Raw genomic sequence first — 19,787 nt, 5'->3', positions numbered from 1 at the left:
ACACCGCTTCGGCGAGCGCGGCCGATGAACGCATGCTGCAGCGCTCGTTCTTTCAGAAACTCATTCGCCGCCCCGAGCTGGCGAGCCTGCTCGGCGCCATCGTGATTTTCACGCTCTTCATGATCGTGGCCCCACCCTTCCGCTCTTTTGAGTCGCTGGCCACGGTGCTCTATGCATCGTCCACGATGGGCATCATGGCCCTAGCGGTGGGCATGCTCATGATCGGCGATGAATTCGACCTCTCCTCTGGTGTCGCCGTGACGACTGCTGCTTTGGCCGCCACGATGCTCAATTACAATCTGCACCTGAACTCTTGGGTGGGGGCGGGCATTGCGCTGCTTATCGCGCTGACCATCGGCGCGCTCAACGGCTATCTCACGACCACCACCGGTATCCCCTCCTTCCTCATCACGCTGAGCGCCTTCCTCATGCTGCAGGGGCTGAACTTGGCCATCACCAAGCTCGTCACCGGCGCGGTGGCCACTCCTACCATCGCGGATATGGAGGGTTTCTACTCCGCGAACATGGTGTTTGCCTCCAATGTCAATGTCGCTGGGGTGCAGGTGCGGGTGACGGTGTTCTGGTGGATTGGCTTCGTGGCGCTGGCGTCGATCCTGCTTTTTAAAACCAAGTTTGGTAACTGGATCTTCGCCGTTGGCGGCAACCAGGACGCCGCCCATGCCGTGGGTGTGCCGGTGCGCCGCACCAAGATCATCCTGTTCATGTTCGTTGGTTTCGCCGCATGGTTTGTGGGCATGCACAATCTCTTCGCCTTCGACTCCATCCAAGCGGGCCAGGGCGTGGGCAATGAGTTCCTCTATATCATTGCGGCCGTCATCGGCGGCTGCGCGATGAATGGCGGCAAAGGCACCGCCGTCGGCACCGCTATCGGCGCCCTGATTTTCGGCATGACCAACCAAGGCATCGTCTACGCCGGGTGGAACCCGGACTGGTTCAAGTTCTTCCTCGGCGCCATGCTGCTGTTCGCCGTCATGACGAACCTCGGCGTCGCGAAATATACGGAAAAGAAATAGCCCATGGACCCGATCATTGAGCTGCACGACGTCAGCAAAAAATACGGCGCCTTCGACGCGCTTCGCTCGATCAATCTGCAGGTGGTGCCCGGCGAGGTCACCTGTGTGCTGGGCGATAATGGTGCCGGCAAATCCACGCTCATCAAGATTCTGGCCGGCCTGCATCCCCACACCTCGGGCACGATGCTTGTCGACGCCACCCCGACGCACTTCACTTCCCCGGCCGATGCTCTCGCCGCCGGTATTGCCACCGTGTACCAGGACTTGGCCGTGGTGGGGCAGATGAGTGTGTGGCGCAACTTCTTCCTCGGCCAGGAGATCAGCAATCGCTGGGGGTTGATCAATGAGGGGAAGATGAAGCGCATCGCCGCCACGGAGCTGGAACACATGGGCATTGTCATCCCCGATATCGATGCGCCCGTCTCCTCGCTGTCCGGTGGCCAGCGCCAAGTGGTGGCGATCGCCCGGGCTATCTACTTTGGCGCCCGCGTGGTGATTTTGGATGAGCCCACCGCCGCGTTGGGCGTGAAGCAGTCCGGCATGGTGCTGAAATTCATCGCCAAGGCCCGGGAACAGGGCACCGCCGTCATCTTCATCACCCACAACCCCAAGCACGCGCTGCTGGTGGGGGATAGGTTTGTGGTGCTCACCCTCGGCAAGCAGACGCTGCAGGCGCGGCGCGAGGACGTGGATGTTGACACCCTCACGCTAGAGATGTCCGGCGGCGGGGAACTCGACGCCCTGCAGCACGAGCTTCAGCGCTAGATGCACCGCCCCGGCCGAGAGCGGTGACGTGCTGAAACGTCTTGACCCGCAGGCTGGGGGTGTGTATCATTTCATTCTTGGACTCGCGAGATCCCGCGAGATCCTTTTATTTTGTACGTTCCTACTTTGTTGTAGGCCTTATATTCGCCCCATAACGTCCAGCGTTCGTGAGTGCAAGGCAGCGAGCTTTCCCACTATTGAGTGCGTGGAAGCGCCAGAGTCGCCGGCTCCCTAGTGACAGCTGACAACGGTTCTTGGGTGAATTAGGAACCGCAACGAGAAAGGTATCAAGGTCTAAGTCTTATGACCATGACTGATCCCATTGCAGACATGCTGTCTCGCATTCGTAACGCTAACCACGCGTACCACGAGACCGTGTCCATGCCGTCTTCCAAGCTGAAGGCGAACATCGCGGGCATCCTCAAGCAAGAGGGTTATATCAAGGATTACAAGGTGGAGGACGCCAAGGTTGGCAAGACCCTCACCCTGGATCTGAAGTATTCCTCCGCCCGTGAGCGTTCCATTTCCGGCGTTCGTCGCGTGTCCAAGCCCGGTCTGCGCGTGTACGCAAAGTCCACCAACCTGCCGCAGGTTCTCGGTGGCCTCGGTGTGGCGATTATCTCCACATCTCAGGGGCTGCTCACTGACCGCCAGGCTCACGAGAAGGGCGTAGGCGGAGAAGTCCTCGCCTACGTCTGGTAAGAGGGAGGGAATCTAAATATGTCTCGTATTGGTAAAGCTCCCATCGCCATCCCCAGCGGCGTTGACATCAAGATCGACGGCCAGAACGTTGAGGTCAAGGGCTCCAAGGGCACTCTGTCCCAGGACATCCCGGCCCCGATCACCGTTGCCGTGGAAGACAACCAGATTATTGTCTCCCGCCCCGATGATCACCGTAAGAACCGTTCCCTGCACGGTCTGTCCCGCTCTCTCGTGAACAACATGGTTGTGGGCGTGACCGAGGGCTACACCATCAAGATGGAAATCTTCGGTGTTGGTTACCGTGTGCAGGCCAAGGGCCAGAACCTCGAGTTCTCTCTCGGCTACAGCCACCCCGTGCTGGTTGAGGCCCCCGAGGGCATCACCTTCGCGGTCGATGGCAACACCAAGCTTTCGATCTCCGGTATCAACAAGCAGCAGGTCGGCCAGGTCGCCGCTAACATCCGTCGTCTGCGTAAGGATGACCCCTACAAGGGTAAGGGCATCCGCTACGAGGGTGAGCAGGTCCGCCGCAAGCTCGGAAAGACAGGTAAGTAATGAGCAACACTGCAGAGAACAAGCGCGTTCCTGTCGGCAAGGACATCTCTACCCGTCGTCGTCAGGCTCGTGCCCGTCGTCACTTCCGTCTGCGCAAGAAGCTGCGCGGTACCCCCGAGGCACCGCGTCTCGTCGTCCACCGTTCCTCCCGTCACATGCACGTTCAGGTCATCGACGACCTGGCCGGCCACACCCTGGCCGCTGCATCCTCGATGGACCAGTCCATCCGCGAGATGGAGGGCGACAAGAAGGCCAAGGCCACCGCTGTGGGCAAGCTCGTCGCCGAGCGCGCCAAGGCTGCCGGCATTGAGAAGGTTGTCTTTGACCGTGGTGGCTACCAGTTCCACGGCCGCGTTGCGGCTTTGGCCGATGGCGCTCGTGAAGGTGGTCTGAACTTCTAATGATCACCGCAGATAAGTTCAACAACGGAAGGATCGCGTAATGCCAGGACGTGAACGGCGCGACGGCGGACGCACCGCCGACGAGAACCAGAAGAACAACCGCAACGACCGCCGTGGTGGTCGTCGCAATGACCGCAACCAGCAGGACGAGCGCTCGCAGTACTTGGAGCGCGTTGTCACCATCAACCGCGTGTCCAAGGTCCAGAAGGGTGGTCGTCGCTTCAGCTTCACCGCTCTCGTGATCGTCGGCGACGGCCAGGGCATGGTCGGCGTTGGCTACGGCAAGGCCAAGGAAGTTCCCGCCGCTATCCAGAAGGGTGCCGAGGAAGCTCGTAAGAACTTCTTCCGCGTCCCGATGATTGCCGGAACCATCACCCACCCGGTTCAGGGTGAGGCCGCAGGCGGCGTCGTTATGCTTCGCCCCGCTGCCCCCGGTACCGGTGTGATCGCTGGTGGCGCTGCCCGCCCGGTGCTTGAGTGCGCTGGCGTGCAGGACATCCTGTCCAAGTCTCTCGGCTCGGACAACGCCATCAACGTTGTCCACGCCACCGTGGATGCCCTCAAGCAGCTCGTGCGCCCCGAAGAGGTCGCTGCCCGCCGCGGCAAGAGCATCGAAGAGGTCACCCCGGCCCGTATGCTGCGCGCACGCGCAGGTCAGGAGGCGTAAATCATGGCCCTCAAGATCACCATGACCAAAAGCACCGTCGGTGCTAAGAAGAATCAGCGTGACACGCTGCGCAGCCTCGGCCTGAAGCGCCCGAACAATGTTGTTGTTCGCCCGGACACCCCGATCGTTCGTGGCTACATCAACACTGTTCGCCACATGGTCGAGGTCGAAGAAGTAGCAGGGGAGTAGATAACTCATGAGCGAACCTATTAAGCTCCACGATCTGCGCCCGGCGAAGGGCGCGAAGAAGGCCAAGACCCGCGTGGGTCGCGGTAATGCCTCCAAGGGCACCACCGCTGGCCGCGGTACCAAGGGCACCAAGGCTCGTAAGCAGGTGCCAGCAGGTTTCGAGGGTGGCCAGATGCCCATCCACATGCGCCTGCCGAAGCTCAAGGGCTTCAAGGCCCGCAACAAGGTCATCTTCCAGGTGGTCAACGTTGCAGACATCGAGAAGGCTTTCCCGCAGGGCGGCGACGTCAGCGTTGCCGATCTCGTGGCAGCCGGCCTGGTGCGAAAGAACCAGCCCGTCAAGGTGCTCGGCAACGGCGACATCTCTGTGAAGGTCAACGTGACCGCACAGAAGTTCTCCGGTTCCGCCAAGGAAAAGATCGAGGCCGCCGGCGGCTCTGTCGCCGAGGCTCAGTAGCACCCCTCAGTCCCGCGCCGAGCGCGGGGCGCGAAGAGTGCGGAAGCCGCCAGTCCCAGCAGTAGCTGAGGCTGGCGGCTTTGTTATCTCCCATACGATGGCCGATCGAGGGCTGCGTCGATAAGCGCGCGGCCCTGCTGAGCGGGGGTTCCCCCTCAAGGTTAGGGTGTGGTGAGTACGCAATATCGGTGCCGGCGAGCATTGCTGGTAAAGTGGCACCGTTGTTAACTCTTGATCTCAGGCACGCGAGCTTGGTGCGTGCGCTGATTCGTCCAGTTAGGTATTTGTTACTACGTCCCTTATGTCCTCGATCGGGTGCGGCACACCCGCCGCAGATCGAGCTAGGGGTGTACAGGAGGATTATTAGTGTCCGCCATTGTCTCGGCCTTCAAGGACGCTGATCTGCGAAAGAAGATTCTGTTCACGCTCGCGATGGTCGTGCTGTACCGCATCGGTGCACAGATCCCCTCGCCCGGCGTGGACTATCGCGAGATCAGCGCACGGCTGCATGAGATCGCCTCGGAAAACTCCGGCGTGTACTCGCTGATTAACCTGTTTTCCGGCGGTGCGCTGCTGCAGCTCTCGGTGTTCGCCATCGGCATCATGCCCTACATTACGGCGTCGATTATCGTGCAGCTGCTCACAGTGGTGATCCCGCGATTCGAGGAGCTCAAAAAGGAAGGCCAATCGGGCCAATCTACGATGATGCAGTACACCCGCTACCTCACGGTGGCGTTGGCGCTGCTGCAATCCGCCGGCATCGTGGCGCTCGCCGATCGCGAGCAGCTACTGGGCCAAGGCCAGCGCGTGCTGGTGGAAAATTCGAATATCTTCACCCTGCTCATGCTGGTCGTGGTGATGACCTCCGGTGCGGTGCTGGTGATGTGGCTCGGCGAGCTCATCACCGAACGCGGCATCGGTAATGGCATGTCGCTGCTGATCTTCGCCGGTATCGCCACGCGTCTGCCCACCGACGGCATGAACATCCTGCAATCCTCCGGTGGGGTGGTCTTCGGTGTCGTGCTCGCCGCGGTGATCCTGCTGGTGATCGGCGTGGTCTTCATCGAGCAGGGGCAGCGCCGCATCCCAGTGCAGTACGCCAAGCGCATGGTGGGCCGCCGCCAATACGGTGGCACCTCCACCTACCTGCCGCTGAAGGTGAACCAGGGTGGCGTGATCCCGGTGATCTTCGCCTCCTCGCTCATCTACATGCCGGTGCTGATCACCCAGATCGTGAACTCCAATAGCGCCTCGGTGCCGGATAACTGGTGGATGCGCAACGTTATCGCGCACCTGCAGACCCCCTCCTCGTGGCAGTACATCGTGCTCTACTTTGTGCTCATCGTGTTCTTCTCCTACTTCTACGTCTCGGTGCAATACGACCCCTACGAGCAGGCCGAGAACATGAAGAAGTACGGCGGCTTCGTGCCGGGCATTCGCCCCGGGCGTCCCACCGCCCACTACTTGGGCTATGTGATGAACCGACTGCTCTTCGTGGGTGCCGCCTATCTGGGCATCATTGCCGTATTGCCGAACATCATGCTGGACCTCGGAGTTGGTAACATAGACGCAGGTGCAACTCCCTTTGGTGGTACCGCACTTCTGATTCTTGTCTCGGTGGCTCTGACCACCGTCAAGCAGATTGAGAGTCAGCTCCTGCAAAGCAACTATGAAGGATTCTTGAAGTAATGCGACTCGTTCTCCTAGGCCCTCCCGGTGCAGGCAAGGGCACCCAAGCTGCGATTCTTTCCGAGAAGCTGGGTGTTCCGCACATCTCCACCGGTGATCTATTCCGAGCAAATATTGGCGAAGGAACCCCGCTGGGCGTGGAGGCGAAAAGCTATATCGACGCCGGCAAACTCGTCCCCACCGAGGTGACCGCCCGCATGGTGGAATCCCGCCTCGCCGAGGACGACGCCAGCGAGGGCTTCCTGCTGGACGGCTTCCCCCGCACCACCGAGCAGGCCGACCTGCTGGCTGAGATGCTGCAGAAGCAAGGCGTGGACATCGACGGCGTGCTGAACTTCCAGGTATCCGAGGACGTCGTGGTCGAGCGCATGCTCGCCCGCGGTCGCGCCGACGATAACGAGGAGACCATCCGCACCCGCATGGAGGTCTACCGCGAGCAGACCGCCCCCGTGATCGACTACTACGGCGACAGCGTCTACACCGTCGAAGCTGAAGGCAGCATCGAAGAGATCAACGAGCGCGCCATGAGCGCCCTCGGCAAATAAGTTCATCTCTCGCCTCCGCCGGCCTCCTCTCCTCGAGAGGATGGTCGGCGTTGTGCTGTGCCGACCCCCTAACCAAGAACCAAAGGAGAACGCCGCCCATGGCGCGTCGCAAGAACAACCGCACAATCCCCGCCAAAACCCCCGAGCAGCTAGAGAAGATGGCGGCCGCGGGCGCTATCGTCGGCCACGCCCTGCACGAGGTGCGCGCCGCCGCCCGCGAGGGCATGAGCACACTCGAGCTCGACCGCATCGCCGAGACCGTCATCCGCGATCACGGCGCCACTCCCACCTTCCTCGGCTATGAAGGCTTCCCGGCCTCGATCTGCGCCTCCGTCAACGATGCCATCGTGCACGGCATCCCCAACGCCGAGACCATCCTGCAGCCCGGTGATCTCGTCTCCATCGACTGCGGCGCCACCTATAACGGCTGGGTCGGCGACTCCGCGCTCAGCTTCGGCATCGGGGAGCTTGACGACGCCACCTCCGCGCTCAATGACGCCACGGCATGGGTGCTACGCCAGGGCATTGCGGCCATGGTGCCGGGCAACCGGCTCACCGATATATCCCACGCCCTCGAGATGGCCACCCGCGCGGCCGAGAAGAAGTTCAACGTGGAGCTGTTCATCGTGGACGGCTATGGCGGCCACGGAATCGGGCGCACCATGCACGAGGATCCTTTCCTCGCCAATGAAGGGCGGGGCAATAGGGGACCGCTGATCCAGGAAGGCTCGGTGCTGGCGATCGAACCCATGCTCGCCGGCGGCACCGCCTATTCGGAGGTGCTCGAGGATAACTGGACGGTGGTCACCGAGGATGGTTCGCCCGCCGCGCACTGGGAGCACACGGTGGCCGCCACCGCTGCGGGGCCGCGCATTCTCACCACGCGCCCGGAGGGGGACTTCTCCTAGGGTGTGTCCCCTTGACTGCACCGCACGATAAGGGGATAAGATTCCTAAAATATCGCCCAACCTGAGTGTGATCAGATAGGGTGGGCTTGAAATACACAACGCGGCGCCCACATGAGGTGTCGCTTGAAGAAAAGGACGTCTACACTCCTATGGGCTCTCGTCACTCCTCCGGCTGCGGTGTTGGTGCTCGGCTCGTGCGCGGCGCTACCGCCGTGTGCGCCACCCTCGCTGTTGCTCTCCCGCTTGCTCCGGCAGCGCACGCACAGCTTCCCTTCGGCCTCGACAACATGGTGCCGGACTTCGGTTCCTCCCAGTTCGAGCTGCCGGGCCTCGATGGCTTCACCATCCCCACCCAGTCCGATTTCCAGGCCCAGGGCGAGGCCCAGGCATGGCGCACCCGTGGTGATCTGCACCGCAGCGCCGACCAGCTGCTGCCGGCACCGCTGGCACAGCAGGCCAAGGACGCCGTAGACCGCACCCTCGAGGCCGTCTACCCGGGCATCATCGCCCGCCACTCCGGCCCGCGCCCCGCACCGAATCCGGCTCCCGCTCCGGCCCCGCAGCCCGCTCCGGCGCCGAGTCCGCGCCCCACTCCCAGCCCGTGCCCGAAAGAGGCACGTGCCTGCGTGGACGCTGATAAGCAGGTGGCTTGGCTGCAGGACGGCAAGGGCCACCGCGTCAGTGACGTCATTCGCGTCTCCACCGGCGCCGATGGCTACGACACCCCGCCTGGTCGCCACTATGTGAACCGCAAGGTCAAGTACGAGGTCTCCCGCGAGTTCTACAACGCTCCCATGCCGAATTCCGTGTACTTCACCAGGAACGGTATCGCTTTCCACGGCGGTGACCCCGAGGTGCTCTCCCACGGTTGCGTGCACGTGCCCATGCGCGAGTCCGAGCGGTACTTCAACCACCTCAACATAGGCGATCTCGTCTATGTCTGGGGCGATGTGGACTACGGCGTTCCCAACGGGCACGTGCGTCGATAAGCACCCCTTAACGCGCGGCGGGGGCCAGCGCTCGGGCGCTGCTGGCATCATAGTGTGGCCTAGATCGCTACACTGGATAGTTATGCAGGACTATACGATCCGCCCCGCCCGTGACACAGACATCCCCGAGATCCTCGATCTCATCCACTGCCTCGCCGAACACGAGGGCGCTCCCAATGGTGTACGCGCCAATGAGGAGCGTCTCGAACAACACCTCTTTAGCCCGCACCCTTTGGCGCGGGTCACCGTGCTTCAAGAAGAGGGCGCCGAGCGGCTCGCCGGCTTCGCCCTGTGGTTCTATAAATTTTCCACTTGGGAATCCACGCCCGTCATTCACATGGAGGATCTCTATGTGCGCGAGGAGCACCGCGGCAAAGGCTATGGTCAGGCACTGCTGAGCTCCTTGGCCGCCGAATGCGTGGACCGCGGCTATGCCCGCATGGAGTGGAATGTGTCCAAAGACAATGACAATGGCCGTGCCTTCTACACCAGGATGGGCGGCGGGGCGCTGGAGGATCAAGAAATCTTCCGCCTCGAAGGCGATGCTCTCCTCCGCGCCGGTAACAAAAACTAAACCTCGCCGGCCCCTCGCGCGTGATGACGCAGCCATTTTGCGATTTCCAGCAGAAACGGTATGCTTGCGCTTTGGTGTGACTGTTTTGGCTGTCGCGCCTATGTAGCAGACGACCATCAAACCGGCCACAGCAGTGGCTGGGGAAATGTTTGAGGATATGGCAAAAGAAGGCGCAATTGAGGTTGAGGGTCGAATCATCGAGCCTCTTCCGAACGCAATGTTTCGAGTAGAGCTGGACAACGGCCACAAGGTGCTCGCGCACATCAGTGGCAAGATGCGCCAGCACTACATCCGTATCCTGCCCGAGGACCGCGTGGTAGTGGAGCTGTCTCCCTATGACCTGTCCCGCGGCCGCATCGTCTACCGCTACAAGTAAAACTCACAGCCTCCTAACTCTACCGAGTGCCCCGAGGCGAGACGGAACCCGACGGTTATTTCACGTTGGGTTCTTGCTCATGTATGCGCCTGCACGGCGGATCCAACCGTGGCACTCAACCAACCTTCGGCAATCGGTGGCTGAAGCCCTACGTATCTTGGCCCACAGTCCGGCACCGCATCCGGGCGAAGCGTCAACTGGTGGGGACGAGTTGGGAGAAAACCACCGTAACAACCGGAAAGGTAATGCCTCATGGCACGTCTAGCTGGAGTTGACCTCCCGCGCAATAAGCGCATGGAGGTCGCTCTCACCTACATTTACGGCATTGGCCCGGCTCGCGCCGCCAAGCTGCTGGAAGAGACTGGCATCTCTCCCGACCTGCGTACCGACGCTCTGACCGATGAGCAGATCTCTGCTCTGCGTGATGTTATCGAGAACTCGTGGAAGGTTGAGGGTGACCTCCGCCGCCAGGTTCAGGCTGACATCCGTCGCAAGATCGAGATCGGCTGCTACCAGGGTCTGCGCCACCGTCGTGGCCTGCCCGTGCGCGGTCAGCGCACCAAGACCAACGCTCGTACCCGTAAGGGCCCGAAGAAGACGATCGCAGGAAAGAAGAAGTAATGCCTCCAAAGACTCGCTCCGGCGCTCGCCGTTCTGGCCGTCGCGTCGTAAAGAAGAATGTGGCACAGGGTGCCGCTTACATTAAGTCCACCTTCAACAACACCATCGTGTCTATCACCGACCCGAATGGTGCCGTCATCTCTTGGGCCTCCTCCGGCCACGTCGGGTTCAAGGGCTCCCGTAAGTCCACCCCGTTCGCTGCGCAGATGGCTGCCGAGAACGCTGCCCGCAAGGCAATGGATCACGGCATGAAGAAGGTTGACGTCTACGTCAAGGGCCCGGGTTCGGGCCGCGAAACCGCAATCCGCTCCCTCCAGGCCGCCGGCCTTGAGGTTCTCTCGATCTCGGATGTGACTCCGCAGCCGCACAACGGTTGCCGTCCGCCGAAGCGTCGTCGCGTTTAAGAATTCGGGAAAGGAAGGTTAGAAACTCATGGCTCGTTATACCGGCCCAGCAACCCGTAAGTCCCGCCGTCTCCGCGTCGACCTCGTCGGTGGAGATATGTCCTTCGAGCGTCGCCCGTACCCCCCGGGACAGGCAGGCCGCGCTCGCATCAAGGAGTCCGAGTACCTCCTGCAGCTGCAGGAGAAGCAGAAGGCTCGTTTCACCTACGGCGTCATGGAGAAGCAGTTCCGCCGCTACTACGCCGAGGCGAACCGTCAGCCCGGCAAGACCGGCGACAACCTGCTCATCCTGCTCGAGTCCCGTCTCGACAACGTTGTCTACCGTGCCGGCCTCGCCCGCACGCGTCGTCAGGCTCGTCAGCTTGTCTCCCACGGTCACTTCACCGTGAACGGCAAGAACATCAACGTTCCGTCTTTCCAGGTTTCTCAGTACGACATCATCGATGTCCGTGAGAAGTCCCGCAAGATGGTCTGGTTCGACGAGGCCCAGGACAACCAGGTGGACGCCGTCGTTCCGGCATGGCTCCAGGTCGTGCCCTCCACCCTGCGCATCCTCGTGCACCAGTTGCCCGAGCGCGCCCAGATCGACATTCCGCTGCAGGAGCAGCTCATCGTCGAGCTTTACTCGAAGTAATAGCTGCCACTCGCTGGCCCATAGCGGCCGGCGGGGCGCCATTACCGAAGAGGAATCTTCACGTGCTCGTGCTGGTGCGACGCCACCTAGGTGGTTGCTGCACCGGCAGCACAACAACGTCATATGTTCCTTATCTCAGGCGTCATATAGCGGTCGCCACACAAGGAGTTCTATCCCATGCTCATTTCGCAACGCCCTACCCTCACCGAGGAGTTCGTTGAACAGGCTCGTTCACGCTTCGTGATCGAACCGCTGGAGCCCGGCTTCGGCTACACCCTCGGTAACTCGCTGCGTCGCACCCTGCTGTCGTCCATCCCGGGCGCGGCCGTGACCAGCATCAAGATCGACGGTGTGCTCCACGAGTTCACCACCATCTCGGGTGTGAAGGAAGATGTCTCCGACATCATCCTCAACATCAAGGGCCTCGTGCTGTCCTCCGACTCCGACGAGCCGGTTGTGATGTATCTGTCCAAGGAAGGCGAAGGCGACGTCACCGCAGCTGATATTCAGCCGCCGGCTGGCGTGGAGATCCACAATCCGGATCTGCACATCGCCTCGCTGAATGAGCAGGGTCGTCTGGACATCGAAATGGTGGTCGAGCGCGGCCGCGGCTACGTTCCCGCCACCATGTACAACGGCAGCAAGGAAATCGGCCGCATCCCCGTGGACCAGATTTACTCGCCGGTGCTCAAGGTGAGCTACAAGGTTGAGGCAACGCGTGTTGCGCAGCGCACCGACTTTGACAAGCTCATCATCGATGTGGAGACCAAGAACTCCATCACCGCCCGCGACGCTCTTGCCTCCGCCGGCAAGACCCTGGTGGAGCTGTTCGGTCTCGCCCGCGAGCTGAACACCGCCGCCGAGGGCATCGAGATCGGTCCCTCCCCGCAGGAGACCGAGAACATCGCCGCCTACAGCGTGGCCATCGAGGATCTGAACTTCTCCGTTCGCTCCTACAACTGCCTGAAGCGCCAGGACATCCACACCGTCGGTGAGCTCGCAGAGTGCACCGAGTCGGATCTGCTGGATATCCGCAACTTCGGTCAGAAGTCCATCAACGAGGTCAAGGTGAAGCTCGCAGGGCTGGGCCTGACCCTCAAGGACGCGCCGGAGGACTTCGATCCCACCCAAATCGAGGGCTACGACGCCGAGACCGGCGACTTCGTGGACACTGACGCCTCCGACGCTGAAGATTCCGAGTAAGACATATCCGGGCGAAACCGCCGCCCACCAGCGCTAAACGGCTGGGCCCGCGGCGGGAATAAGCTCACAACATTCCTATACGAGGAGAACCATTATGCCTACCCCGAAGAAGGGTGCCCGTCTGGGCGGCTCGGCTTCTCACCAGAAGAAGATTCTGGCGAACCTGGCAGCCCAGCTGTTCATGAACGAGCAGATCGTTACCACCCACGCCAAGGCCAAGCTGCTTCGCCCCTACGCGGAGAAGCTCATCACCAAGGCCAAGAAGGGCACCGTCGCGGATCGCCGCAACGTTGCTAAGCACATCCAGGACAAGGATGTCATCTTCCACCTCTTCCACGAGCTGGCTCCCCAGTTCGAGGGTCGCGAGGGCGGCTACACCCGCATCATCAAGCTGGAGAACCGTCGCGGCGACAACGCCCCGATGTCCCAGATCTCGCTGGTGCTCGAGCCCACCGTCTCCACCGAGGCGGAGCGCGCCACCCGCGCCGCAGCTTCCAAGAAGGCTGAAGAGGCTCAGGCTGAGGAGACCGATGTCGAGGAGGCCGAGGCCGCTGAGACCACCGAGTCCACCGAGGACAAGGCTTAAGCGCTTTCGCTAAAGCCGGACACTCGTCGGATTGAGACAGAAACACCGCAGGGATATCCCTGCGGTGTTCGTCTTTTTCTAGGGCTGCGCGGGGCGGGAAACGCTCGGCCGTGTCAGTCGCGGCTGCGGTACGGGCGCCTAATCCTGAGAGCGGGAGACGTCTCGGCTGGTTCCCATCGCCTTGCCGGCAATCCAATACGCGTGGATGTGCATGTCGCCCTTTTTCATACCCACGTTTTTCAGCAGGTAGCGTCGCGTAGCGAGCAGCACCTTCGCTTCGCAAATGAGGTGCGGATACCAGCCCTCCCAGGTGAAGCCGCGAGCCTTTTCCAGCAGCGCCTCGCTGGTGGGAGCCACCCATTCCACCGAGATATTCTCGTGCTCCATGATGGGGATCTCATGATCGGTAGGGTGCCAATCAAGCATCCACACCTGCACGGGACAGCGGGGCGCTAAATCGGCGGCGAGGGCATTGACATAGGGAATACCAGCGGCGTCGGCAATGAAAACGAAGCCATAGGGGTCTGCACCCTCCACGCGAAAGGGGCTGGAGCCGTAGTAGGCGGCGTCGAATGTATCGCCCTCTGTGGCGCTCTGCGCCCACGCGCACGCGGGCCCGGCAGGCTCGTGGAGCAGGAAATAGAGGGTGAACTCCCCGGTGTCATAGTCGATATCGGTCAGGGTGTAGCCGCGCATCACTTCTTTAGCCGGGTTGCTCAGCTCTGGGAACCAGCAGCGCAGATACTCGCCCTCGGCGGGCCGGATGGTGCGAATAAACTCGGGCGAGCTGATGCGCAGCGCTTTCATAGTGTCGGTGTGCATCCACACCCGCTCGACCGTGCACTGCAGATCCTCCGCCCGCAGCAGCTTCATGATCGTGCCGTATATTCCCTTACCCATGCTGCTGTGTCCTTTACGCGTCTGCGGCTCATCATGGCTCGTTAGTCACGTCGATGCTATCGGACTAACGAATAATAAGGCAAGGCGGCCCTAAGAATATGGGCGGCGCAGAGCAGTGATGGTGCACGCACAGGTGCTAGAGGTTTCTTCCTTGTGGTCGTTAGTCGGTTGCAGGTGATCGGTTAGGGTAGAGGCGTGAATGAAACCAGCGGCGCCCCGCAGTCCCCGCAGCCACCCGAGGAGGGTTCTCGTGCTGCGGATACGTCGAGCGCCGCCACGCCCAGCGCCACCCCGAGCGCCGCGGCCACGGGCGAGGAGCAGCGACCGCGCCCCCGCTATGAGGACCGCCCCTCCAATGCCGCGATGCAGTGGTCGCGCATCCGCACGATCGGCTGGATGATCTTCCTCGGGCCGCTCCTGATTTTCCTGGCCCGCCTCTATGCCGCGCGGGTCTATCTGGGCGATTTCAATATCGAGACCAACCGAGTCGATGATCTCGGTGCCCGCACTTGCGGCTCCTTGCCCATGGAGATCCCCGCGGTGGAGATCTGCTCCCCGGGATTCTTCGTGTTTAACGGGGCGCTCCTCGCCACTGGGGTGTTGATGCTCACCGCCTCATTGATGTGCGAGCAGCTCCGCATGGGCATCACCCGCCTCCACCCGCTCTTAGATGCCCGCGTGACTCGGCTGATCGGCGTGTGGGGTGTGGGCGTGGGCCTGGCAGGGCTGGCGCCTCTCGATATCACCCGGTGGGTGCATGAGGCCATGCTGGGGCTGATCTACATTTCCGCGTGGTCCACCTTGGTGGTCACATTCATCGTGATTGTCGGCGCCCGCGCCGCGCACGGGGTGAAGGCCGCCGGCTGGGCGTTCATCATCACCACCGCGCTCATACTCTTTTTCTCCGTTGTCTCCGCGATGATGTTCCTCGTGGCGGTCACCGGCGCCTCGGGCGGTATCTTCCAGCGCATCTCCCTCGATACCCTCGGGCTGTGGCTGCAGTTTTATGGTTTGACGGTGGTGCTCACCGGCTCCAAGCGTTTCACCAAGTATTTTATGAACAACTAAACGGCCGCGTCACCGTGGCCGTGTCTCGCTCATCCCGCAAGGAGGATTATCTCCCGTGTCTGAGATCGACACCGCGCAGTCTGATACTGTCCGCCTGCGCTTTGACCTCGCCTATGACGGCACGGACTTTCACGGCTGGGCCAAACAATTCAACCGTGCGCACCCCGATGCCCCGCGCCCGCGCACGGTGCAAGAGGAGCTGGAAGAGCGGCTGAGCACGATCTTTCGCCAGCCCATTGAGCTGGTTGTGGCTGGCCGTACCGATGCGGGCGTCCATGCCCTCGCCCAGGTCGCCCATGCTGATGTGCCTGCTGCGGCCCTGGAGTCCCGCTCCATTAATGGCGATCCCGCGCGTTTGGTGACGCGGCTGAATAAGATGCTCCAGGGCGATATCCAGGTCCGCGATGTGCAGCTTGCCCCGCAGGGTTTCGACGCGCGTTTTTCCGCTTTACGACGCCACTACGTCTACCGTCTCACCTGTGCCCGCGCCGGAGCCCACCCGTTGCGTCGCCGCGATACCGCGCAGGTCCGTCACGAACTGGATCTCGAGCTGATGCACCAGGCCGCGGACCGGCTGCTCGGCCTGCACGATTTTGCGGGCTTCTGCAAAGCCAAGCCCCACGCCACTACGATCCGCACTCTGCAGTATTTCCAGTGGGAGGATATCTCCACTGCCCTGGAGCCCCGGCTCTTTCAAGCGTCGCTAAGCGCGGATGCGTTTTGCTGGAACATGGTGCGCGCCCTCGTCGGCGCCTGCATCGAGGTAGGTCGCGGCGCCGAACCGGTGGAGTTCGTGGACGATCTGCTTCTCCGCGACACCCGTTCCCCGCGGCTGCGGTTGGCCCCAGCACGAGGGCTGGCGCTGGCCGGGGTGGACTATCCGACGAGCGTCGAGGAGCTGCAGGCACGCTCCCTCGTGACCAAAAAACGCCGTGATCACTAGCGGTGTGCAGCGCGGGCATACCTGCCCGTGGGGTAGTGGGTCTAGGATAAAAGTCCGTGCAGTATCCCTCATGCGAGTAATGAAGGCAGGGTAGACGCGTTGTTGTTCTCGGTGCTCACCATCACCAGTCTGGTCTTTCTGCTGCCCGGCTTTATTTTCGCCCTGATCAGCGGGCTGCGTCCCTCGAGCGCAGCTGCCATGTCCTTGCCGCTGAGCTTCGGCATCTACGGGTTGTTGGCGTGGTTGGCCGGCGCTATCGATAAAGACTACGACGGTGGATTTATCCGCGGCGGCATCATCAGCATGTGGGTGATCGCAGCCCTATGGGGGTTGGCGCGGCTCGTGATTGCCCAACGGCGCTTCGCGCGGGCGCGCGGCGGCGAAGGCTGGGGCGATGCCTCCTCGCGTATCACCGACGCGGTGCGACGCCGCGCGCGCAATAGCCGCACCTACACCTGGTTGATCGCGGCGGCCGGTGTGCTCCTGGGGGTCAGTATGTTCCTCCGACGGGGGCTGGAGATCCTCACAGACACCCCCGAGGGGCTGGGCTCGATCCACCAAGGCTGGGATGTGGAATGGCACGCCAATGTGGTGCGCTACATCGCGGAGAACCACATGGCGTCGCCGACCCGCATGGGTGAGGTACTCTCCCGCGAGCCCGAGGTGAGCCAGTTTTATCCCTCCGGTTGGCATGCTGGGGTTTTTGCGCTTGTCGACGCCAGCAACTACTCCGTTATCGAGGCACTGAATATATCCTCCATCATGCTCCCAGCACTGGGCTTTGTGATGGCCGCAGCCTATGTGGCATGGCGCATCCTTGGCTCGCGCGGCATGGCGGCGGGCATTGCGGCCGCCTTCGCCGCGATTATTGTTTACGCTATTCCGGCTGTGTTCTGGATCGGGCACTACGTGGGGGCGTGGCCGTATATCGCGGGTGTAGGCATGGCGATGATCGCTGGCTGCGCGATGATGAAGGTGTCGGAGAACCCTGGCCGGGCGTTGGCCGCCGGGATGGCTTTTTTGGGCGCGGCCCAAGTGCATTCCTCGGTAGTCACGATCGTGGTGACACTCGTGGCCTGTTATTGGCTGTTGTATCTGCTGTGGTCGCCGTCGACGACACCGGCGAATTGGCGGGAACGCATTCTCGTCCGGTTGAAGGATGTGGGGTTGCTTTCCGCGACTGGTGCAGGCGCAATGCTAGTGCTCTTGCCCCAGATTGTGGCTGGTTTCGGCGCGACGAAGGAAGTGGAGGCCTTCGGGGAGGACTTCGGTTTCTCCCGTTCGGAGGCGTGGTATCACGCCGCTACGTTGCAGACCCGCCACACCGAGATATTTGAGTCCCACATGGGGCTGCTCTGGCTGGCATTGGCCGGCGGCATTGTGGCGCTGCTGTGGCGTCGCGCGCTGTGGGCTGCCGCAGCCTATGGAGTGTTCTTGGCGGTCACCACCGAAGCCTTCGAGCCCTTCGGCACCGGCGTGGGAGATCTGCTGCACATGATCTCGGCGTTGCACTACAACGGCCCACACCGACTGGTGATGCCGGTGGGGATCTTCATCGCCGCCGGCGCCGGCGTGGCCCTCGCTGCCGCGGTGCGGCTAGTGTCTTTGGCCCCTGTGACTTGGTGGCTGCGTCGTTCCCAGATACGCCGCGCCCGTGCCGCAGCGGGGGAGCATGCCCACTCCCCAGACTATGACGATCCCGCCCCAAGCAAACAGGTGCGTGCCTGGGCGGCGGCCTCTGCCGCGGTATCGCTGCTCTTCAGCGGAATCGTGGTACTCGTGGCCATCGACGAGGCCCAGGCGGCTGTGCGCGGCGGCGACCAGTGGGCGGTGGGCTCCACCTACCGCGTAGAGCGCATGGTCACCCCCTATGATCGCCATGCCTTCGACTGGCTGGCCAAGCAGCCCGGTGCCTATGAGGGAACGATCATTGGTGAGCCGGCGGATGGTCATGGGTGGATGTATGCCTATAACGGGCTGCCCGCGGTGTTTAAGCACTATCAGTGGCCCGAGCCGCCCATTGGTTCGCCGACACACATCGCCCATGATTATCCGAACTTGGTGGGCGCTGGCACCACCTATGATCCGGATGAGGAGAACTTTGCCGATGAAATGGTCAAAGAACTCAACGTGAAGTACTACATCTCCTCCCCGCCGATCTTCTGGCCCTTCCAGCACCCACACCTGCGCCTCGACCACGGTAGCTGGGAATCACCTGGGCTCACCCCGGTGTACAAGGACCACGACACAGTGATCTGGGCGGTGAACGCTAATTTCACCGACAAGGAGCTGCTGGAGATTCGCAAGAACTCACGCTTCTCCCCGGAGAAGCTGCCGCCCTTGCCCACCCGCGTCAACGACGAGGGCGAAGAGGTGCCCTATTTCCATCGCCCCTCTAAACCCAATAAGAATCGTGACCGCGATCCGAAGGAGCTCTCTGTCACCATGCAGGGCTGGCGCTTTAAGGGCGATCACCTCGATGATCCGCCCCGCGGCCCAGCACCCCAGCCGATCGCAGCCGCGGATCCAGAAGACAAGGACTCCTAACCCGACGACAGCACGGAGGTGCGCAACCATGGGCGCAGGCGACATCCTCATCATTGTTCTCATCTTCTTCATCACCTTGGTGACTCCCACAGTGGTGGTCGCCGCCAAGGTCCTCGGCAAAGGCGCGCGCCCATCGCAGCGGCGGGACTCTGGCGATGGCGCAGATGAGCGAGATGATGAGCGCTAGTTAACGGGGTGGGGGAGCAGTGGCGGATAGGTGTGGATTCGGTCCATGGGGTGTAGGTGGCCGTGCTCCTCTCAGGGCTGATAGAGCTGCTCGTGGGCTCGGATAGCCGCCGAGGCAGCGTCGGTACATGCCTGAAACTCAGTAGTAGCCATGATAAGCGCCTAGGGTGACATGATTCGGGGTGCGCGCGAGCGCGACTGTGTCTTCTCGCCTTTATGCCGGTGAACGTTCCCCGATCCGGATACCCTGACAGCAGTACCGTTGTGCCAGTGGGCGCGGTGACGTAAAATGTTCGGTGATAGATCCTCGGTCAGGCCTCTTCCCCTTGTGGGTAATGCACACATGACTGGGGCCTTTCATTTCTATGGAGGCATACGCGATGGAGAAAAGGTGGCTGAGCTACGAGCAACAGGTAGAACTGCTCGAGCAACGCGGCATGCGCATCGACGACAAGGCAGCTGCAGGGACCTTCCTCGCGCGGGGAAGGGCTCAACCAGCTCGATACGGAGACATGCCTCACGGCATCCTTATTGGGTAGTCCCTTTTAAAAGAACGTATTCGGATCCACCCGTTGACAGCAGCAGGCCTGCGGCCAGACGCAGCGCCTCCACCGTGGAGCCGTAGCAGGTCACGGAGCTGTTCATCTACCCTCCTCTGCCATATCGATGGGGTGCAGGGCGCCGGCCACCTCGTGGTCCTGCTCTGAGAGGGCGCGGAGATGATCGCTGGCGACAGAGAGCCAATGAACACGCAGGGCAGTGTTCCACGAGTGTGCAGATCTTCCTCGCTTCGGTGGGGTTCGCGAGGTAGTATAAGCACCAACATGACCGGTTCCGCTGCCCA

General features: G+C 61.9%; 24 protein-coding genes. 23 read left to right on the top strand and 1 reads right to left on the bottom strand.

All coding sequences use genetic code 11. From position 1 onward, the window contains the following. Positions 1-32 precede the first annotated feature (32 nt). The 19 genes from GBB11_RS04040 (at position 33) to rplQ (ending at position 13,299) form a co-directional block, all read left to right on the top strand. The gene (locus GBB11_RS04040) at positions 33-1,034 is read left to right on the top strand and encodes an ABC transporter permease (protein WP_151549544.1); all 1,002 of its coding nucleotides are present in this window, start codon (positions 33-35) and stop codon (positions 1,032-1,034) included. A gap of 3 nt (positions 1,035-1,037) precedes the next feature. Next, positions 1,038-1,799 (top strand): ATP-binding cassette domain-containing protein, encoded by a 762-nt coding sequence (locus tag GBB11_RS04035; RefSeq protein WP_151549491.1) that lies wholly within the window; start codon positions 1,038-1,040, stop codon positions 1,797-1,799. A 303-nt stretch (positions 1,800-2,102) separates the two neighbouring features. Then, entirely contained in the window at positions 2,103-2,501 is a 399-nt protein-coding gene (gene rpsH / locus GBB11_RS04030; RefSeq protein WP_151528927.1) for a 30S ribosomal protein S8, read from the top strand. Between the two features lie 18 nt (positions 2,502-2,519). After that, positions 2,520-3,056, top strand: a complete 537-nt coding sequence (gene rplF / locus GBB11_RS04025; protein WP_151549492.1) for a 50S ribosomal protein L6 — start codon at positions 2,520-2,522, stop codon at positions 3,054-3,056. Next, entirely contained in the window at positions 3,056-3,457 is a 402-nt protein-coding gene (rplR, locus tag GBB11_RS04020; RefSeq protein ID WP_151528925.1) for a 50S ribosomal protein L18, read from the top strand. The genes rplF and rplR overlap by 1 nt, the downstream gene beginning before the upstream one ends. A gap of 40 nt (positions 3,458-3,497) precedes the next feature. After that, the gene (rpsE, locus tag GBB11_RS04015) at positions 3,498-4,124 is read left to right on the top strand and encodes a 30S ribosomal protein S5 (RefSeq protein ID WP_151528924.1); all 627 of its coding nucleotides are present in this window, start codon (positions 3,498-3,500) and stop codon (positions 4,122-4,124) included. A gap of 3 nt (positions 4,125-4,127) precedes the next feature. Beyond that, positions 4,128-4,313 (top strand): 50S ribosomal protein L30, encoded by a 186-nt coding sequence (gene rpmD / locus GBB11_RS04010; protein ID WP_151528923.1) that lies wholly within the window; start codon positions 4,128-4,130, stop codon positions 4,311-4,313. A gap of 7 nt (positions 4,314-4,320) precedes the next feature. Continuing rightward, positions 4,321-4,770, top strand: coding sequence for a 50S ribosomal protein L15 (gene rplO / locus GBB11_RS04005; RefSeq protein ID WP_151549493.1), 450 nt, complete (start codon positions 4,321-4,323; stop codon positions 4,768-4,770). Between the two features lie 366 nt (positions 4,771-5,136). Next, on the top strand, positions 5,137-6,459 hold the full coding sequence (gene secY, locus GBB11_RS04000) for a preprotein translocase subunit SecY (protein WP_151549494.1): 1,323 nt from the start codon (positions 5,137-5,139) through the stop codon (positions 6,457-6,459). After that, a complete protein-coding gene (locus GBB11_RS03995; protein ID WP_151549495.1) occupies positions 6,459-7,004 on the top strand; it encodes an adenylate kinase in 546 nt (181 codons plus the stop codon). Before secY ends, GBB11_RS03995 begins: the two co-directional genes overlap by 1 nt. A 98-nt stretch (positions 7,005-7,102) precedes the next feature. Continuing rightward, positions 7,103-7,912, top strand: coding sequence for a type I methionyl aminopeptidase (map, locus tag GBB11_RS03990; RefSeq protein WP_151549496.1), 810 nt, complete (start codon positions 7,103-7,105; stop codon positions 7,910-7,912). Positions 7,913-8,061: 149 nt separating this feature from the next. After that, positions 8,062-8,901, top strand: a complete 840-nt coding sequence (locus GBB11_RS11020; RefSeq protein WP_192796315.1) for a L,D-transpeptidase — start codon at positions 8,062-8,064, stop codon at positions 8,899-8,901. A gap of 82 nt (positions 8,902-8,983) precedes the next feature. Beyond that, positions 8,984-9,475: a GNAT family N-acetyltransferase gene (locus GBB11_RS03980; RefSeq protein ID WP_192795895.1), complete on the top strand. Its 492-nt coding sequence runs from the start codon at positions 8,984-8,986 to the stop codon at positions 9,473-9,475. Positions 9,476-9,632: 157 nt separating this feature from the next. Beyond that, positions 9,633-9,851 carry a translation initiation factor IF-1 gene (gene infA / locus GBB11_RS03975; protein ID WP_012359610.1) on the top strand — a complete coding sequence of 73 codons (219 nt, stop codon included), beginning with the start codon at positions 9,633-9,635 and terminating at the stop codon, positions 9,849-9,851. A 252-nt stretch (positions 9,852-10,103) separates the two neighbouring features. Continuing rightward, positions 10,104-10,472, top strand: a complete 369-nt coding sequence (rpsM, locus tag GBB11_RS03970; protein ID WP_018018724.1) for a 30S ribosomal protein S13 — start codon at positions 10,104-10,106, stop codon at positions 10,470-10,472. After that, positions 10,472-10,876: a 30S ribosomal protein S11 gene (rpsK, locus tag GBB11_RS03965; protein WP_018018725.1), complete on the top strand. Its 405-nt coding sequence runs from the start codon at positions 10,472-10,474 to the stop codon at positions 10,874-10,876. Before rpsM ends, rpsK begins: the two co-directional genes overlap by 1 nt. A 28-nt stretch (positions 10,877-10,904) precedes the next feature. Then, the gene (gene rpsD / locus GBB11_RS03960) at positions 10,905-11,510 is read left to right on the top strand and encodes a 30S ribosomal protein S4 (protein ID WP_151528916.1); all 606 of its coding nucleotides are present in this window, start codon (positions 10,905-10,907) and stop codon (positions 11,508-11,510) included. A 177-nt stretch (positions 11,511-11,687) separates the two neighbouring features. Beyond that, positions 11,688-12,713, top strand: coding sequence for a DNA-directed RNA polymerase subunit alpha (locus GBB11_RS03955; RefSeq protein ID WP_151528915.1), 1,026 nt, complete (start codon positions 11,688-11,690; stop codon positions 12,711-12,713). Between the two features lie 94 nt (positions 12,714-12,807). Next, positions 12,808-13,299, top strand: coding sequence for a 50S ribosomal protein L17 (gene rplQ / locus GBB11_RS03950; protein WP_151549499.1), 492 nt, complete (start codon positions 12,808-12,810; stop codon positions 13,297-13,299). Positions 13,300-13,437: 138 nt separating this feature from the next. Here the strand turns inward: rplQ and GBB11_RS03945 are convergent, their stop codons facing one another. Next, the gene (locus GBB11_RS03945) at positions 13,438-14,199 is read right to left on the bottom strand and encodes a siderophore-interacting protein (RefSeq protein WP_151549500.1); all 762 of its coding nucleotides are present in this window, start codon (positions 14,197-14,199) and stop codon (positions 13,438-13,440) included. A 195-nt stretch (positions 14,200-14,394) separates the two neighbouring features. Between GBB11_RS03945 and GBB11_RS03940 the strand changes: the two genes are divergently transcribed. The 4 genes from GBB11_RS03940 to GBB11_RS10810 all read left to right on the top strand — a co-directional run bounded on the left by GBB11_RS03940 (position 14,395) and on the right by GBB11_RS10810 (position 18,944). Continuing rightward, positions 14,395-15,267, top strand: coding sequence for a DUF998 domain-containing protein (locus tag GBB11_RS03940; protein ID WP_151549501.1), 873 nt, complete (start codon positions 14,395-14,397; stop codon positions 15,265-15,267). Positions 15,268-15,331: 64 nt separating this feature from the next. Beyond that, positions 15,332-16,210, top strand: coding sequence for a tRNA pseudouridine(38-40) synthase TruA (truA, locus tag GBB11_RS03935; protein WP_151549545.1), 879 nt, complete (start codon positions 15,332-15,334; stop codon positions 16,208-16,210). 111 nt (positions 16,211-16,321) lie between these two features. After that, a complete protein-coding gene (locus GBB11_RS03930; RefSeq protein ID WP_151549502.1) occupies positions 16,322-18,757 on the top strand; it encodes a DUF6541 family protein in 2,436 nt (811 codons plus the stop codon). Positions 18,758-18,785: 28 nt separating this feature from the next. Then, the gene (locus tag GBB11_RS10810) at positions 18,786-18,944 is read left to right on the top strand and encodes a hypothetical protein (protein ID WP_192796316.1); all 159 of its coding nucleotides are present in this window, start codon (positions 18,786-18,788) and stop codon (positions 18,942-18,944) included. Positions 18,945-19,787: the final 843 nt, after the last annotated feature.

This window comes from Corynebacterium sp. 74A, from assembly GCF_008930665.1.
Taxonomy (GTDB): Bacteria; Actinomycetota; Actinomycetes; order Mycobacteriales; family Mycobacteriaceae; genus Corynebacterium; species Corynebacterium megadyptis.
This window is presented reverse-complemented; position numbering and strand designations above follow the sequence as displayed.